The following is a 19145-nucleotide window of genomic DNA, read 5'->3' on the forward strand; positions in this document are numbered from 1 at the left end:
CGCTTTTTTCATTTAAGCTATCTCCAAACTAGAAACTTTTCTATAAATCCTGATTAAAACTTAGGGTAAACTTGTCTTACCATAAGCTTTATATATCTCCTAAACCTTCGTAAACAAAACCCTTCATTAAACGATAATTGATAACCATATGAATAAACCAATTGGAATAGAAAAAGACATTGCAGTAGTAGGAATGTCTTCATTGTTCGCAAAAGCAAAAAACCTTGACGAATACTGGCAAAACATTGTTGAAGAAATAAATTGCATTACGGAAGTCCCGGAAAATCGTTGGAAAATAAGCGATTATTACTCTTCCAATCCAACCGATCCCGACAAGAGCTACAGTAAAGTTGGCGGGTTTATTCCGGATATAAATTTCAACCCTATGGAATTTGGGCTGCCCCCAAATATCTTAGAGCTTACTGATTCATCACAACTATTGTCGCTTGTAGTAGCCAAAGCCGCGTTGGAAGATGCAGGCTATTGGCAAAACGAAAAGTTTAATAAAGAAGTACGCCAACGCACCGGAGTTGTTTTAGGTGTTGGGGGTGGACAAAAGCTACTGGGTACGCTTATTTCAAGATTACAATACCCTATTTGGGAAAAGACCTTAAGAGCTTACGGAATTCCCGAAAAAGATCTGACAGTAGTAATTGAGCATATTAAATCGGCATTTGTAAAATGGGAAGAAAACTCATTTCCAGGTCTGCTTGGTAATGTTATAGCTGGCAGAATTACAAACCGTTTTGATCTTGGCGGCACCAATTGTGTGGTTGATGCAGCTTGTGCAACATCCCTTTCTGCCATTAAAATGGCTGTTATGGAATTGCAACTGGGGCATGTGGATATGATTATTACAGGCGGAGTAGATACCGATACCTCGCCCGTAATGTACCTTTCATTCAGCAAAACGCCGGCTTTCTCAAAAGAGAATCAGATAAGACCATTTGATGATAAATCGGATGGGATAGTCATCGGTGAAGGGATAGGATTAGTAGTGTTAAAACGCCTTTCAGATGCTGTACGTGATGGAGATAAAATCTATTCTGTAATAAAAGGTATCGGAAGTTCCAGTGATGGAAAAAATAAAAGCATTTATGCCCCCCAATCATCAGGGCAATCGCTGGCTTTAAAGCGTACTTACGAACAGGCTGGTTATTCAATGAATACCATAGGATTGATTGAATGCCACGGAACCGGCACTCCTACCGGCGATCCCTCAGAGTTTGATTCGCTGAAAATAGAGATGGCCCACCAACCAAGCGAAAAACAAAGTATCGCACTCAGCAGCGTTAAATCGCAAATAGGGCATACAAAATCAACGGCAGGAGCTGCCGGATTTATAAAAGCTTCTCTGGCTTTATACAATAAGATATTGCCCGGTACTATCAACGTAACAATGCCGAACCGTAAGTTTGATATTGAGAATACGCCATTTTATATCAATACCTTTACACGCCCATGGATAAACCCTCTGCATACACCACGCAGAGCTTCTGTAAGCGCATTTGGTTTTGGTGGCACTAATTTTCATGTTACACTTGAGGAATACCAATCCGAACATACTAAGCCATACCGTTCTTATACTTCTTCTTATGCAGTGGTATTAACGGCTGATACAAAAAACGAATTAATACATAACGCCGGCCAATTGCTTGAGCAGTTGAATGCCCCTAACGCAAACGAAATATTAGCCGATATTTCGGACAATGCTTTAAAGATCAAATTAAAAGGAGATCAACCTAAACTGGGTTTTGTAGCAGTGGATGTTCAGGAAGCAATTTCTACACTATCAGCAGCAATACAATATATCAGCAGTACAGCAAAACCTCTTTTTGAACATCCTAAAGGATTTTATTATTCCGAAGACGATTTGGTAAAAGGAGGAAAAACTGCTGCACTCTTCTCCGGACAGGGATCTCAGTATGTAAATATGTCAAATGATATGACTTGTTTCTTCCCTCCTTTCAGAGAAGTATTGGGTAAGCTGGACGAATTATTTGTTAAAAGCGGGGAAAAAGCACTTTCAAAAGTTGTATATCCAATACCTGCATTTAACGAAGAAACCAAAGCTCAACAGAAACAGGAACTTACGCAAACTCAATATGCACAACCAGCGATAGGAGCAATCAGCATGGCATATTACAAATTGCTTAAGCAGTCAGGCTTTTCGCCGGATATGGTTGCAGGCCACAGTTTTGGTGAGCTTACAGCCCTTTGGGCTTCCGGAGCCTTAACTGAAGAAGACTATCTCTTACTGGCCAAAGAAAGAGGCCGCTTTATGGGCACTAATACAAGTGAAGAGCGTGGCGCTATGTTGGCCGTTAGTGCAGAGCTGAAACGCGTAAAGGAAATCATTACCAACTTCGAAAAACTTGTTGTTGCCAACATTAATTCGGATAACCAGATTGTACTTGGGGGGGATACTAAAGAAATAGAAACAGCATTGGCCGAATTTCAGCGGTTGGGAATTTCGGCCGTTAAACTACCCGTTTCAGCAGCTTTTCATACTTCATTTGTTGAACATGCCGCAGGATCATTTTCTGCAATAGTTGCCAAAACCAAATTCAAAGCTCCCGAAACTCCGGTATACAGCAACACGAGCGCCGCTAAATACACTGAAACGGTTGAGGCTATTAAAGCAACATTATCTTCACATATCCTGAAACCTGTTTTGTTTAAAGACGAAATAGAACAAATGTATAAGGATAATGCAAGGGTATTTGTTGAATTTGGACCTAAAGGAATATTAACCAATCTTGTAAAGAAGATATTAAACGGCAGAGAATTCATTGCCATTGCTATAAATCCATCGGAAGAAAAAGGCAGCGAATACCAGTTTAAGGATGCAGTCATTAAAATGAAAATAGCAGGGTTGCCTGTTACTGAGCCGGACGTATTTAAAATACCGGCGCAAAAAAATATCGTTGCCGACAAGCTAAATGTTGTATTAAGCTCCGCTAATTATCAAAGCGAGGCTACAATTAAATATTATAATGAAGGCCTTGAGAAAGTAAAAAAATTAAAGGCTGCTGCAGAAACAGAATATACTCCGGAAATAGCAAACAGTCAACAACCAGTAAAAGCTGCGGCTGTAAGTATCGGAGATACCGGACCAGAGACAAATGCATTTTACAGTGATATTTTCCTAAAACAATTAGAAGGTTTTAAAGCCATTTCTCAATTGATGGCAGAGCAGGTAAAACTGCTGGAGTCATTGCATCCAAAATATGCAATAACCGATAAACACATAGAAAGTAAACCCAAGCTGCTTATTCCGGAGCAACAGCCCCCTGCATCTTCAACAACAATATCAGTAACACCTAATGAGCTCATAAATTCCCTGATGAATGTTGTTAGTGATAAAACAGGTTACCCGACGGAGATGCTTGAACTCAGCATGGATATGGAAGCAGACTTAGGCATTGATTCTATAAAACGTGTGGAGATTTTCGGTGCCATGCAACAGGCCTTCCCAACTGTAACAGGAGCAAATCTTAAGGAAATGGCAGCGCTAAAAACGCTGGGACAAATTGCAGATTACCTGGAGACCAAAATGGGTATGACTTCCATCGTAACTCCAACTCCTGCACCGGCGACAGCAACACAAACAACAACTGTTACATCCGGAGCTGATTTAAATACTGTAGTACAATCACTATTACAAGTTGTTAGTGATAAAACAGGTTATCCAATAGAGATGCTTGAATTAAGCATGGACATGGAAGCTGACCTGGGAATTGATTCCATAAAACGCGTGGAGATTTTCGGTGCTATGCAGCAGGCCTTCCCGACCATAATAGGAGCAAATCTTAAGGAAATGGCAGCGCTAAAAACGCTGGGACAAATTGCAGATTACCTGGAGACCAAAATGGGTATAGCCTCCGTCGCAGCACCTGCATCGGCGACACCAACCGTTATATCCGGAGCTGATATAAATACCCTCATACAATCACTATTACAAGTTGTTAGTGATAAAACAGGTTATCCAACAGAGATGCTTGAATTAAGCATGGATATGGAAGCAGATTTAGGCATTGATTCCATAAAACGCGTGGAGATTTTCGGTGCCATGCAGCAGGCCTTCCCTACTATGACAGGAGCAAATCTTAAGGAAATGGCAGCGTTAAAAACGCTGGGGCAAATTGCGGATTACCTGGAGGCAAAGTCGAATGGAACAGTCCGGGAAAACTCTTTTAGTTCAGAAGTAAAAAAATCAGCACCCGAAAAAAAAATTCTAACTGATTATAAGGTTAAACGTTCTGAGCCCCGCCTGAAATTTCTTCCTAGACCTGATAAACTGGTAATTGAGTGGAGTAAAAACGATACGGTCATCATAACTGATAATGGTTCAAAGCTCTTGACAGATTTGGTTGATAACCTTTTAAACCTGTCTGTAAATGTTATATTACTTCATTTACCCGAAAGCCTTGGGAAAAAAGTACCTGATACAAAACCAGGAAAAGCCACCCATGTATCTTTAAGCAGTGTTTCTGATGAGGCAATAAAACAAGCTTTTGACGAAACTGCTCAAAAGTATAACACTATCACAGGTGTTATCTGCACTTTTGAAAACCATGATGCTTCATCACTTAATACCATAATAAACGACCAGCTGTATTTAAAAGCGGCATTTTTTATTGCCAAACATTTTAAGCTCCGGTTAAACAAACAGGATATTACCGGGGCCAGGCCATTTTTTATTTCGGTATCGCAAATAGACGGTTATCTTGGATTTAATAATAATTCCAACCTTTCGTTGATACAGGGAGGTAACTGCGGTCTGATAAAAACTATTGGCCTGGAATGGCCGGATGTTTTCTGCAGAAGTATAGATATACGGCCCGGCATGGATACACAGGTGGCAGCTTCATTAATTATGGGCGAGTTACTCGACCCCAATATGGAAACAAAAGAAGTAGCACTTACAGAAAACACAAGAAACACAATTGTTGCAGAAGAGATTGCCCCTGATCCCGATTCCCTGCATCATTTAACGGTTACTTCCGGGGATGTATTTTTGGTTACCGGAGGAGGCAGAGGCATAACAAGTACCTGTATCAATAAGCTGGGACAATATTGCAAGCCTAAATTTATATTGTTGGGCAGATCATCCGTAAATCTCCCTGAACCAGCCTGGGCAAAAGGAGAAACCGATGAGAAAGAGCTTAAAAAGAAAATTGCCGGACAGTTGAAGAATGAGGGAAAAAACCCTACCCCTGCCGAAGTTCAGAAAATTTTTCAGCAGATTATTTCAAAACGGGAAATAGAACAAACACTTGCGGAACTTAAGGCAAATGGATCTGAAGCAATTTATTTCCAGGCAGATGTGCGTGATAAAAAACAACTTGAGCAAATAGTAAAAGAGACCCGTTTGAAAATGGGCGAAATAACGGGTATCATTCATGGTGCAGGCGTACTTGCTGATAAACTTATTGAACAAAAATCAGAAGAGGATTTTGAACAGGTATTTTCTGTTAAGGTAGGGGGCTTGTTGTCTGTACTGGAAGTATTACCTCCGGAAAAGTTGAAATTTCTGTTGCTGTTTTCTTCTGTTGCAGGATTTTACGGAAATCAGGGACAGGCCGATTATGCTTTATCGAACGAAATATTAAACAAACTGGCATTATATATTGCTGCACGTTACAGGCAATGCAAAACGGTTTCGTATAATTGGGGGCCATGGGATGCGGGAATGGTGAGCCCCGAGTTAAAAAGGTCGTTTGAAGAAAGGAATGTTTCTATCATTCCACCTGATTATGGTGCACAACTTTTTGTCTCGGAGTTAAGCAGTACTTATACAGGAAATACGCTGGTTATTGTTGGAAGTCCTCTTCCATTACCTCCAACGCAAATAAAGCCCCGACTCAGGAAATATACGATTGAAAGAAAATTAAAATTAGAAGACAATCCTTTCCTCAACGATCATGTAATATCCGGAAATGCTGTATTGCCAGCCCTTAATGCCATTGGTATGATAATAGATGGTACCAGGCAATTTTATCCGGGATTAAAAGTTGCTGCGGTTGAAGATTCACGTGTGTTAAAAGGAATTGTGTTTGACGACAAATTCAGCGAAAATTTTGCGCTTGAATTAACAGAATTAGAAAAGGACAACGATGAGGTTTTGTTTGAAGGAACGCTATATAGTCAGACTAAAACGGGGAAAAAGCTAATGCACTATAAAACCCGAGTGTTGCTCTCCAGATATTTAAAGCCATCAACGGTTATTCCTGTTGAAAATATTGATAAACCCGGGATGATTAAGGGCGAAGTTTTATATGAAAACGGCACCTTGTTTCATGGGCCTTCATTTAAGGGTATTACAGAAGTCTTGAAAATAGACAATAACGAACTCATTGTAAAATGCCTTATAAAGCCTGTAAACGAGGAGATCCAGGGGCAGTTCCCGGTATCGGATACCAATGCCTTTATAATGGATGTAAAATTCCAGGGGATGGTGGTATGGGCAAAGCACCTTTTTAATTCAGCCAGTTTACCTGTTAAAGTTATTAAATGTGAGTTCTTTAAACCGCTGCAATTTAATACCGAATACTTTGTGATGTATAAAATACGCAGTGCCAACGGTGTAATAATGAGCGCGGATATTTGTAGCTGCGATAAAGATGGAAATATATGTGTAGTCCTGATTGGAGCCGAAATAGTTTTAAGCAAAGAGTTGAATGAGGCATTCGCTAACAAAAAATATACTGTGGCTTTATGAAAGAGAAAATAGCAATTATAGGCCTTTCTGCCTTGTTTCCGGAAAACAAGAACGCAGAAGAATTTTGGGAGTGTATTTTAAACAATCAAAGCCTTACCTCTACACCTACCGAAAAAGAGTTCAGAAAAGACACTGATTATTTTTATCATCCCGAAAACAATACAAATGACAAAAGCTATTGCTTAAACGGAGCCTTCTTAAGAGATTTTAAATTTAATCCGGAAGGATTTAAAATTGATAAGGATGCATTAACATATCTCGATGAAACATATCAGTGGGCACTTTCTACAAGCCGTGATGCACTGGAAAAAGCAGGCTATTGGAACAAATCCCAACTCGAAAGCTGTGGTTTAATTGTAGGAAACCTTTGCTTACCTACCAGGGCATCCCGTTCTATACTAAATGAACTGTATACCGACATTTCAGAAAACGCCATAAAAAGCATTTACAATGTTGATTCTTTTTCATTACCACGCATTAATGAACCTCATTTGTGGAGTTTTTATAATGCCTTTTCCGCTGAAAATCTTTCGGCGCTTACATCAAAAGCTTTAGGACTGGGAAGAAGGCATTTTGCGATGGATGCAGCCTGCTCATCTTCATTACATGCCATCGAAATAGCATCCCATTATCTTAATACCCGCAAAGCTGACATGATGCTTGCCGGAGCTATAAGCTCCGCCGACCCTCTATTTATAAACATCGGGTTTTCGCATTTTAATGCATTTCCTTCTCAGGGGAAAAAATCAAAACCGTTTGACAAAAGCTCGTCAGGATTAATCCCCGGGGAAGGTGCAAGTTTTGTGCTCTTAAAACGTTACGAAGACGCACTCAGAGACGGCGACGAAATATTATCGGTTATATATAGCACAGGACTATCTAACGACGGTTCAGGCAAGTTTATATTAAGTCCTAATAAAAAAGGGCAAATAACATGTTTTGAAAGAGCCTACAGCCATGTAAATATTTCACCAAAAGATATTTCCTACATCGAATGCCATGGAACAGGTACTTCCGTTGGAGATACAACCGAGATGGAATCCATTAAAGAGTTTTTTGGAGAAGCATCCTCACCATATCTGGGAACGGTTAAATCCAATACCGGGCATTTGCTTACGGCTGGCGGCATGGCCGGCTTAGTGAAAGTAATCAACAGCTTAAATAACGATATAATTCCTGCAACTATTGGAATTGAAAGTCCGGTGGATTTAAAAGAAAAAATAGTAACCCGGAATATTACCTGGCCAAAGGAAAGCCCCCGTTTAGCAGCGATCAATTCCTTTGGCTTTGGAGGAGCAAATGCTCATTTAATTCTTGGCGCCGGATCAACAGCAAATGAGATTAAGCTTTTTCAAAAATCGCACCCTGTTGGCCGTATTGCCATTACAGGTATGGATGTTTGTTTGGGAGAAATCACATCGCTGCAGCAACTTAACGAAATAGTTACTACCAATAAAATTGTAAAAAAACGGCTGCCTCAAAACCGCTGGTACGGCATTGAAGAAATGCAGGAATTGCTGCTGCGGTTTAATTTAAAAGAAGTTCCCGAAGGAAATTTTGTAGATGCTTTTGATTTTGACATACTGCGTTATAAAATACCTCCACGCGAAGCGTCTAAAATAGTTACACAACAACTTTTATTACTAAAAACTGCCGACAAAGCCATACAGCAATCAGGTCTGCAAAAAGGAGATAACATAGGTGTTATAATTGCTATGCAGCCAGAACAGGCTTTGCACAAATATACTGGCCGTCTGGATTTAAACTGGCAATTTAATGAGGCGTCGGAAAACCAGCATGTATCAAAACAGCAGTTGATTAACGTACAAAAAAACATCAAGGATTTTATTAATGATATTGTTCTTGAAGAACCTTCGGTTAGTATTCATACAGGGATTGTCGGTAGTATTATGGCTTCCCGTGTTGCAGCCTTATGGGATTTTACCGGGCCGGCATTTACCGTTTCGTGCGGAGAAGATTCATTTACCAAAGTGCTGGATATAGCCAAATTGATGATAGAGGCCGGAACCTGCGACGGAGTAGTTGTTGGGGCAGTTGACCTTGCCGGAGGTTATGAGCATCTTTTGTTACGCAATAAGTTTGAATCAACAGATTACCCTGTTGGAGAAGGCGCCGCAGCTTTTGTTTTGCAAAATGAAAATATGGTTGAATCGCCGGAAAAAAGGGTGTTTGGATACCTTAATGATGTTGTAATAGAAGAAAATAAAAAAGAAATTAAACGTTTTAAGGACGTTTCATATCTCGAATTCTCTGGAAGTTCCATATATAACAATGATTTTGTAAAAAATATTATAAAAGACCTTAAACCCTTAGACTCAGGAAGTGTAACTCCCAATGTAGGGTATACTTATGCTGTTTCTGTTGCTGCCAGTTTTGCAAAAGCTTTGATACAGCTGAAAACTCATTCTGTAAATGCAAAGGATCAGGTAATTATTGCTTCATTAAACAGACATTCAGCAACTACCGGGCTTATCTCTGTTTCTGCCGGAAAGGCTCCCGTTTCCTTAGAAGGAAATAAGCTTTCAGGGAACAAAGCGGCTTCATTGACAAAAATTGTAAACGGAGGGGTTCGGTTTGCTGATTATTTTTCAGGCATAAACGCCAACTCTAAAACGTATCAGGAGGTTTACTCGTTTGAAGAAGCCCTCGCCGGAAAATTACCTGTGCACAGAAAGAATAATGAAGATGTTATCTGGAATGAAAAAGATCTGCTGAATTTTGCAGGTGGCAGTATCTCTAAAGTATTTGGAGAGAATTATACAATAATTGATTCCTATAAGCGAAAGGTGCGTTTGCCATTGCCTCCTTATTTACTGGTGAGCAGGGTAACCAGGATAAATGCAAAAACCGGCGAATTCAAGCCATCCACCATGACCACTGAATATGACATTCCTTATAATGCATGGTATTCTGTGGATGGTCAGATTCCCTGGGCTGTTTCGGTTGAATCCGGTCAATGCGACTTAATGCTGATAAGTTATTTAGGTATCGATTTTGAAAACAAAGGTGAAAGGGTTTACAGACTGCTTGACTGCACACTCACTTTCCTGGACGAGCTACCTAAAGAAGGGGATACCTTAAGATACGACATCTCTATAAATTCATATGTAAGAAATGGCGGTAACCTGTTATTCTTTTTCAGCTACAACTGCTATGTAGGTGAAAAGATGGTCCTGAAGATGACCAATGGCAGCGCCGGTTTTTTTAGTGATGAAGAACTGGAACAGGGACAAGGTGTTGTTAAAACCAAAATAGAGTTGGAGCTCCGCAGCAATATTAAAAAAAGAAGATTTGTTCCAATAAAAAACACTTCTAAAACTGCTTTCACCAGGCAGGATTTGCTACACCTTGTAAATGGCAGACCAGAACTGTGTTTTGGCAAATCATATCACCACCAGTGGAGAAACCCTTCATTACGACTTCCGTCAGAACATTTATTAATGCTCGACAGGGTAACGGCAGTCGATCCTGAAGGTGGTCCATGGGGCCTGGGACTAATAACCGCAGAAAAAGACCTTCATCCCAATGACTGGTATTTCCTTTGTCACTTTAAGGACGATGAAGTACTGGCCGGTTCATTACAGGCTGAAGGGGGAGGACAACTTTTGCAGTTTTTTATGCTCTACCTGGGTATGCACGGATTGGTTAAAGATGCACGTTTTCAGCCAATAGAAGGCTTATCTCAAAAAGTACGTTGCAGAAGACAGGTAACACCTGAAAACACCAAACTAACGTACCGTATGGAGATCAAAGAAATAAGTTTAACTCCTGATCTACACGTAATATCAGATGTGGAAATATTGACAGAAGACGGGCTTGTTGCAGTTCATTTCGAAAACCTGGGATTACGGTTAAAAGAAAAAAATAATTCACATCTGATTACGGCGAAAAATACCAACGATGCAATACCCCTGCTTAATGAAGAACAAATTGCCAATTTTGCGTTAGGGTCTCCGGTGGCTGTTTTTGGTAGTGAGTTCGAAGCATTTGAAAACAGGGCACTTTCGCGTTCTCCAAATACTGATTTACAGTTTATCTCAAGAATAATGTCGGTTAGTGGGCAACGACATCATTTCAACAACAAGCCTTCTATCGTTTGCGAATACGATGTCCCTATAGCCCCATGGTATTATAATGAAAACATACCCTATTCTGTTTTAATGGAAATGGCCTTACAACCATGTGGTGGGCTAACAGCATATTTAGGAAGTGCATTTATTTATCCCGAAAATGATATGTTCTTCAGAAATCTTGATGGAGAAGGTACTTTGAGCGAAATGATGGATTTACGGGGAAAAACCATTACCAATAAAGCTGTACTTACCAGCCATACGGCCTATGAAGGCAACATTATACAAAATTTCACCTTCGAAATGATATATGATGCTAAGACGTTTTATAGAGGTACTGCTACATTCGGCTGGTTCCCGAAATCAAGCCTGGTAAATCAGGTTGGGCTGGACCGGGGTGAAGAAATACCGGCATGGTTCCAAACAACGCCCCAAACGGCAGATATCCTGCATATTGATTTAGCCTCGGAAGTTGGATTACAATTGTTCAGGATACAGAACGGCAAAAAACATTTCCGCTTAGCTACCCGGCAACTGAATTTCCTCGATAAATTAACCTACGTAAAAAATGGTGGAAAACACAGCAGAGGCTATATATATGGTTTTAAAGATATTGACCCGGCCGATTGGTTTTACAATTGCCACTTTTATCAGGATCCGGTAATGCCCGGCTCTTTGGGTGCTGAAGCCATGATACAGGCAATGCAGGCTTTTTCTATACTCGAAAATTTAGGCAAAAAATATGCTAACCCTTGTTTTAAACAGTTGGAAAACCATCAAACAATATGGAAATACAGAGGGCAAATTGTGCCGGATAATAAATGCATGAGCCTTGAAATTCATATTACTTCCATAACAGATAATAACAATCATACTATTGTTATTGGAGAAGGAAGCTTGTGGAAAGAAAATATAAGGATTTACGAAATAAAAAACCTGGCATTTGCTATTACAGAAGCAAATTAAAAGCTGTTTCTAACTATTCCAATCATTCCATTTTATGGAAATGCTCACATAAATTTTTGACTGACTAAAATATTATTGCAAAATGAAGGAGTTTCTTTCTACATCCAATGCAGCGATTTTTAATATAAAACAGGCCTATCACGTTTTTTCAGATAACAACAATCAAATACATTTTGAAGAAGTATCAGAAGAAATAAAAATAACACCCAACAGACCTCAATCAGATTATTGCGGAAAACTTCCTGCAATAAGTCCTGAAAATATAGGCGACAAAACATTCAGGGAACGCTATAATGTTAAATACGCTTACATGACTGGAGCTATGGCTAACGGAATAGCCTCAGAAAGAATGGTAATTGAGTTGGGGAAAAATGATATACTAAGTTCATTTGGGGCTGCAGGTCTTGTTCCTTCCCTGCTGGAAGCAGCAATAATAAAAATTAAACTGGCACTTGGAAATAAAACTTTTGCCTGTAATCTGATACATAGCCCAAGTGAAGAAGCCCTGGAAATAAACGGAGTAAAGCTGTTTTTAAAATACAAGATAAAGGTGGTTGAAGCTTCTGCTTATATGGATTTAACTCCGTATATCGTTTGGTATAAAGTTGCTGGTCTGTCGGAAGAAAATGGAATTATAAAATCTGAAAATAAGGTAATAGCCAAAGTATCAAGGTTGGAAGTTGCCAGAAAGTTTATGCAGCCACCACCTGCTGCAATGCTGGAGAAACTGGTTGAAGAAAAAAAAATAACACCCAGGCAGGCACAACTTGCAGCCAGTATCTCAGTTGCTGATGATATAACCGTGGAGGCTGATTCCGGAGGCCATACAGATAATCGCCCGCTGGTTTGTATCCTGCCAGCCATCATTGCACTCCGCGATGAAATTACCTTGCAACATGATTACAAACATAAAATTCATATTGGAGCAGCCGGCGGAATAGGTACACCAACTGCTGCTTACGCTGCATTTTCGATGGGAGCTTCATTTATAGTAACGGGATCTGTAAATCAGGCATGCATAGAGTCAGGGTCTTCCGACATTGTAAGAAAACTTTTAGCGCAGGCAGAAATGACGGATGTGATAATGGCTCCTGCGGCGGATATGTTTGAAATGGGGGTTAAACTCCAGGTTTTAAAAAGAGGAACTATGTTTTCCGGAAGAGCACAAAAGTTGTATGAATTATACAGGTCGTATAACTTAATTGACGCTATACCTAAAGAAGAAAAAGAAAAGATTGAGAAGCAACTCTTCAGACGTTCACTTGAAGAAGTATGGGATGATACTAAAGACTTTTTCAGAGAAAGAAATATGGATTTATTAAACTCTGCCGAGGCAGACCCGAAGATTAAAATGGCGCTGATATTCCGATGGTATTTGGGTTTGTCCTCCCGATGGGCAAATAGCGGAGAAAAAGGCAGGGAACTGGATTATCAAATATGGTGCGGGCCATCAATGGGTGCATTTAATGCATGGGTTAAGGGAACAGATCTGGAGAAAACTGAAAACAGGAAAGTGGTGAGAGTTGCAGAAGAAATAATGAAAGGAGCTTGTTATTATTATAGGGAAAACATCCTGAAATCCCTGACTAATTAACATTCTAAAAACACCAATGACAAAGCAGGATTAAAGTAACCACACTAATTTTGTACTCATTATGCCTAAAATATTAAAATATTACAAGCATCTTTTTCCGATCAAAGTTCGTTTTTCTGATTTGGATATTGTTGGTCATTTAAATAATTCCAAATATCAGACATATCTGGAGGAATCCCGGATTGCATACTTCCAGGATGTCTTTAATCAGGATAAAACCAGTCTTAATTTCAATTCGGTGCTTTCAAGAATTACCATTGACTTTATCAAACCAATAGAATTTGGGGATGACATAACTATTTATTCACGTTTATTTAATGTTGATGCACGCAGTTTTGAAGTACATAATCTGTTTGTACGAAGGGAAAAGGACAAAACAGAAATTGTTGCTAAAGCTCATTCATTAATGGCCGCATTTGATTTTCACTCTAAAATGCCAACAACATATCCTGAGGAATATTGTGAGATTGTAAGATCATTTGAGGAGACAGGAGAAATCCCGTCATCAGGTGATAGTTTTCCTTAAATTGATTTATACGGGAGCAGTATTTCCTGAAGTATGTTGTTGATTGCCTCCGCGCGGTTGATTACAAGCATGTGGCCTCCTTTATGAATAACATGCGTAGGTTTTGCATACTTAACGGGAAATACTTCATCCCGCGTACCATGAATATGATTAAGCGGTGAAGGCAATACATCATTAGTCCATGAAAGAACCGCATTCATCCCCCATTTGATGAATCGGCTATCCCCTTCCCAAATGACACGCCGCATTAGCCTTTTATTTGCCCAGGATTTCATGAAAATATAATGCTTTAGTGTAGCAGTTATCTTAAACAAGCCAGCCGGAATATGGCGTTGTAAATTCATTTTCCTGGCAACTCTATAATACGGGGGTAATTGGCTGCTAACCGGAACGCTACTTATAATAATGGTACAAACCGGGGAAAATTGTTTTGCAATCTCAACAGCCACAATTCCTCCAAGTGATAAACCTATCAGAATAAATGGCTTATCTGAATAATATGGAGTAAATAAGCGAATAGCATATTCTGACAGCGATTCCTTTTCTCCCGGAGCAATCCATTCTATATATTCGGGATCGAACCCCGGAGGTAATTCAATATAGGAGAATAACCTTTTATCTGCTCCAATTCCACTAATAAAATAGGCTTTCATAGGCGAATTTGTGTATAGTTTTCTTTCTCACTCTTTCTCCGCTAACTCCAATATGTCAAATGATAAAAAAATCCATTTGAACGAGTAAGATTCAGATGTAAGGTATATAAAATTATTCCGCTAACTTAATGGGTTTAAATAAAGGATGGCTGACAACTCCGACATCAAAAAAAGATTGCGTATTTTCAAATAAAAAAATGATGTTCCGCCCCCTCCTTCTCCTGACTATAACCTTGCTATGTGCCACTTCCGCATCCGCACAATCCGCGCCCGTGGAAGACGTCTCTAAAAGCATGCTCAACTGGACGCAACACCTCAATACGAACCTGGATAAATACTTCACACGCGAAAAAGGAGACGAACTTATCCGCAATCTGGAAGCTTTTAAAGGAGCACTCACCCTTTATATGAAGACAAGGAAAAACCTCTCCGATAGTATCTTCCGGAAAAACATCGCTCCCGGGAACAAAGACCCGAAAAACCTGGAACTACTGAAGACACAGATGGGAGAAATTATCCGGCAGATGCGCAATGTTACGGACCTTACGAATAATGAGTTACGGGCAGAAGGAGATCGCCTGAACGATCAGATCTATAACGTGCTCAACGGAGAGGGAACCCAGTTCCTGTCCTACCTTGAAGCTTTCCTGGCCGGTCTGGAAGTGACTAAGAAGGATATGGCTCTTGATAATGGCATGCCATATGATCGCCTGCAGCAATCTATCAACTTCCTTGCTTCCACGCAGGAAAAGATTCGCAGTAAGATGAAATAGATCAGTGCTGCACAACCATTTTAACGCTAACCGTTTTATAAGCAGTAACCAGTCTCACTATATAAATCCCATTGGGCAAATTCGTGACATCCAGTGTATGCGTCAATAGGGTATTAGCAGTAGTATTGCTGTTTGTTATGTTTCTCATTACCACTCCTTTCATATTGAGTATTTCAAGAACATAGTTACCTTTTTGGGGAAACATATATTGTATAATTGCCTGATTGGCTATAGGATTTGGTGTTACCCGCAACATTGGTTTGACATTTACCTTAGCAACCATTGTAACTGAATCCATGATGCCGTTAATATAATGCTCCAGGTTCGTGTATCCATCCGTATTTAGTATTTTACCATCAGCAGCATTAGCAGGGTTAAGGCCATTCGCCAGCTCCCATTGATCAGGCATACCGTCTCTGTCAGTATCTGTAGGTGCAACTCCTCCGGATACATTGCCGGGGCCGCCTGTAGGTAACAGATTCTCATTTGTAAAGGTGTTGATAGTAACCCCCTCTGTCCCCAGCGAGCTTAATTCATTGATCATAAACTGATCTACTTCATCGCGATGGGGATAGCTGGCGCCAACCTGTTGTAATACCGTCTGATAGGCAAGGTCAGTAGTTAACACATTGCCGCTATCAGGAATCAGAGGATAGGCATATGGAGTGCTTTGCCAGTTGATAGCTCTGTCGCCGGTACCATAATCATCCTGCACGAGTAACGAACCGTTTAACGAACCATCTCTGGAGCTGTCATAATAATTTCCTGAAGCAAAAGCTCCGAAATTGATATTACCTCTGGTAAAAGGAGCTGTATTATCATTCACTGCGGGACCAGCAATAAAGTAGTTGTTAATGATATTAGCCTCCGAAGTACCCTGAGAGTCTCCCAGAATATAAGCACCGCCATTTCCCCAATTGTAAATAACATTATTTACAAACTCATTTTTCCCTTTCACTTTCGGATTACGTGTTTTATTGTCGATATACAGATTGCAGTATAACGAAACACCACCATTGGTCTGGATCAGACCACCACAGGAATGGCTCCAGAGTCCCTGTCCCATAATGGAATGCTGGATGGTAATATTGGCGGGCTCCAGACCTTTATTGTCCCAGCTGATGGAAAAGTTCTCATCTCTCCCCCATGATACAGATACATGGTCGAAGATCATATTGGCGCCATTAGCTACGCCGAGTGCATCTTTACCACTATCTCCACCCACACCCATCCTTACCCGCAGATAGCGGCAAATGGAGTTGCTGGCAGCAGAATAAGAAACGCCATTACCATATATTACGATGCCATCACCCGGTGCAGTTTGCCCTGCAATGGTGATGTTCGGAGATACCACCACCCGTGAGCTGATATGGATAATACCGCCTACTTCAAACACTACAATACGGTTAGGCTGACTTACTGCATCCCGGAAGGAGCCCGAACCGCTATCATTCAGGTTGGTGACTATATAAACATCACCAGCTCTGCCACCGGAGGCATAACGGCCAAATCCTTCAGCACCCGGGAATGCACGTGTTTGGGCATAAGCAGAGAAAGGGAGAAAAGCAAGCATTGTTGCACAGATAAGGGTTTTCATAGTAAACGTGGGTTACATATTATACAATGCTATAAATATATCATCTTCTGATGCAGTACACATAGCAATGGAAATTCAGAGGAGGCACTGCTTTTATATAGACTAAAAAATGTATATATTTATTCCCGTAATATATATATATGAGCATTAAAAAACTATTCAGCCTTTGCCTGTTATTGACTTCCCTTACATCTTACAGCCAGGTTACAACGTTTAAGGATAGCCGCTGGTTTGACTATAAAACAAACACCAGTTCAATGTACAGGAAGCCTGTCAATCAGCCTGCCGAAGTGTTGGTTTCAGCAGATTCCATTATTGCAAATCTTGGTACCAAGACATACCGTTATAAAGTGAAGAGCGTGACTGAGCTTCGTAAAGACTTTGCAACAAAGTACATCGTTGATTTCAATGGAGTAGAAAAGGCTATTGGAATCACCCGGATCAACGAGTCCAGCGTTGGTGGCCCGGACCGCACCGTAGCAATGATCAATGGATATGGTGAATGGTATATGTTCACTCCTCTCACCAACATCACACCAATTGGATATATATTTCCGGGAGAACCGAAAATCAATATTTCGGAAGAAAGAGAAAAAATAGCAGGTTACTACGAATTTATGACGCTGTCCTTTGCCAGTAAAAGAGATATAAATAAAGACGGAGTAACATCAACCAGTTATGCTGAAGAATTAAACAGCTGTCAACAGGATATCCTGATTGACCTTGGAGATGACAATAAAGGATCATGGGCACAAGGTACCCGTACAAAAGACTGCAAAAAAGAGGAACAGTCATTTACATGGAGATTAGAGGAAGTTGCCATAAAAGGTAAACGTACATTGATGCTGTTTTTTGATGCCGGCCTTGATTCCAAAGAATTTGTAGTGAAGGAATTAACAAAAAGCAGACTGGTAATAACCGGAGATTTCAGGTTGGGTTCGGAAGATAGTACCGTGCCAGGCTCAATGGAACTTTCAAAAAAGAAAAAGAAAAAATAATTAATCTATGAGGGGACTACTTTATTCGCTATTCCTTTTTGCGACACTATCTACATATGCGCAAAACCGAAAATTTCCCTATTCCGACGGCAGCAAATGGGGACTTACCAATGAAAACAAAGAAGTATTGATCGCACCGAAATATGATACTGCCTTCTGGATCTACGAGGGCATGGCCGTTGTGCGGAAAGACAAGCTGTATGGTGCCATCACTGCAGATGGGAAGCCATTACTCCCCTGCCGTTATGAAGCGCTCAGCCTTCTTACAAAGGAGACGGGGATGGCCAAACTGGGAGGCAAATACCGGCTGGTTAATTTAAGTACCGGCAAGCTGTCAACTGTGTTGTTTGATAAACTGCTGAATTACAGGTACAATGATCCCCGTATACTGCTGGTTACCGAAGGCGGTAAATGGTACTTTTTGAACATAGCGACCGGCCGTTTTATTAACCCCAAAGGGTATGACGAGGCTGGGTTCGTAACAGGGGACCATTATCAGGGCATGGTAAAGAAGGGCGAACTATATGGTGTGATCGATCTCAAAACCGGATCTGTAATAGCGCCCATAAAATACGACAACCTTGTTTATAAGAATGACGGAGAGATCGAAGCTATTGCCGGCGACACCATTATCAATTATACAGCTGATGGTAAAGCACGACTAGTAAGTAGTACAGGGCTAACCGCTACAGAACATGTGTCTTCATTCGTAGAACAACCACCTATTTTTGAGGACGACTATTTCTCCCCCGGTGTAGACCTGTATGTATACAAAACAGGTGATAAGACCTGGAAAGCGGCTTATGAATACCGTACACGGGAGAATGTACCGGGAGAACAACTTCCCCCTTCCTATGAACTGAACGGCTACGATTCTGTGGCAAAGTTCTACTACAGTCCATCCAGCAATCCCAAAGCTTTGCTTAAAGTGGGGAAATATGGAAAGTTCGGCCTGGTAACGCTTGAAAACAGTCAGGTACTGCCATGCGTATACGATGACATAGAAAACAACGGCGACTTCTACAAAACCATACAGGATAAACTGGAAGGGGTGATCTCGACCGATCTCAAGCAGCTACGCCCTCCTGTGCTTAAACACATTTTCGAGGGAGATTCCCAGATAAACGCATGGTATATAGAAATGCCGGATGGCAAACAGGGATTTATGGATATGAAAAACGGAAAGATTTTTATACCGGGTGTTAAAGACTAATTTATTCTTA

Annotated in this window: 9 protein-coding genes; 7 read left to right on the forward strand and 2 right to left on the reverse strand. The window is 40.5% G+C overall.

Annotation, left to right across the window (positions count from 1 at the left end; genetic code table 11):
• Nucleotides 1-148 precede the first annotated feature (148 nt).
• The 4 genes from BMW86_RS05845 (at nt 149) to BMW86_RS05860 (ending at nt 13901) form a co-directional block, all read left to right on the forward strand.
• Nucleotides 149-6724, forward strand: coding sequence for a type I polyketide synthase (locus tag BMW86_RS05845; RefSeq protein WP_089779855.1), 6576 nt, complete (start codon nt 149-151; stop codon nt 6722-6724).
• Nucleotides 6721-11781, forward strand: coding sequence for a hotdog fold thioesterase (locus BMW86_RS05850; RefSeq protein ID WP_089779857.1), 5061 nt, complete (start codon nt 6721-6723; stop codon nt 11779-11781). The genes BMW86_RS05845 and BMW86_RS05850 overlap by 4 nt, the downstream gene beginning before the upstream one ends.
• Before the next feature lie 82 nt (nt 11782-11863).
• Nucleotides 11864-13375 carry a PfaD family polyunsaturated fatty acid/polyketide biosynthesis protein gene (locus tag BMW86_RS05855; protein ID WP_089779859.1) on the forward strand — a complete coding sequence of 504 codons (1512 nt, stop codon included), beginning with the start codon at nt 11864-11866 and terminating at the stop codon, nt 13373-13375.
• A 61-nt stretch (nt 13376-13436) separates the two neighbouring features.
• Complete coding sequence (locus BMW86_RS05860) at nt 13437-13901, forward strand: acyl-CoA thioesterase (protein WP_089779861.1); 465 nt, start codon at nt 13437-13439, stop codon at nt 13899-13901.
• On the opposite strand, the gene BMW86_RS05865 is transcribed toward BMW86_RS05860, so the two are convergent.
• On the reverse strand, nt 13898-14554 hold the full coding sequence (locus BMW86_RS05865; RefSeq protein ID WP_089779863.1) for an alpha/beta fold hydrolase: 657 nt from the start codon (nt 14552-14554) through the stop codon (nt 13898-13900). The genes BMW86_RS05860 and BMW86_RS05865 overlap by 4 nt on opposite strands.
• A gap of 272 nt (nt 14555-14826) precedes the next feature.
• On the opposite strand from BMW86_RS05865, the gene BMW86_RS05870 reads away from it, so the two are divergent.
• Nucleotides 14827-15327 (forward strand): hypothetical protein, encoded by a 501-nt coding sequence (locus BMW86_RS05870; RefSeq protein ID WP_143056497.1) that lies wholly within the window; start codon nt 14827-14829, stop codon nt 15325-15327.
• Between the two features lies 1 nt (nt 15328).
• Here the strand turns inward: BMW86_RS05870 and BMW86_RS05875 are convergent, their stop codons facing one another.
• A complete protein-coding gene (locus BMW86_RS05875) occupies nt 15329-16924 on the reverse strand; it encodes a T9SS type A sorting domain-containing protein (protein WP_143056498.1) in 1596 nt (531 codons plus the stop codon).
• A 140-nt stretch (nt 16925-17064) separates the two neighbouring features.
• Between BMW86_RS05875 and BMW86_RS05880 the strand changes: the two genes are divergently transcribed.
• On the forward strand, nt 17065-17922 hold the full coding sequence (locus tag BMW86_RS05880; RefSeq protein ID WP_089779869.1) for a hypothetical protein: 858 nt from the start codon (nt 17065-17067) through the stop codon (nt 17920-17922).
• A gap of 7 nt (nt 17923-17929) precedes the next feature.
• Complete coding sequence (locus tag BMW86_RS05885) at nt 17930-19135, forward strand: WG repeat-containing protein (protein ID WP_089779871.1); 1206 nt, start codon at nt 17930-17932, stop codon at nt 19133-19135.
• Nucleotides 19136-19145: the final 10 nt, after the last annotated feature.

The sequence above is a fragment of the Chitinophaga sp. YR573 genome (assembly GCF_900110995.1).
Taxonomy (GTDB): domain Bacteria; phylum Bacteroidota; class Bacteroidia; order Chitinophagales; family Chitinophagaceae; genus Chitinophaga.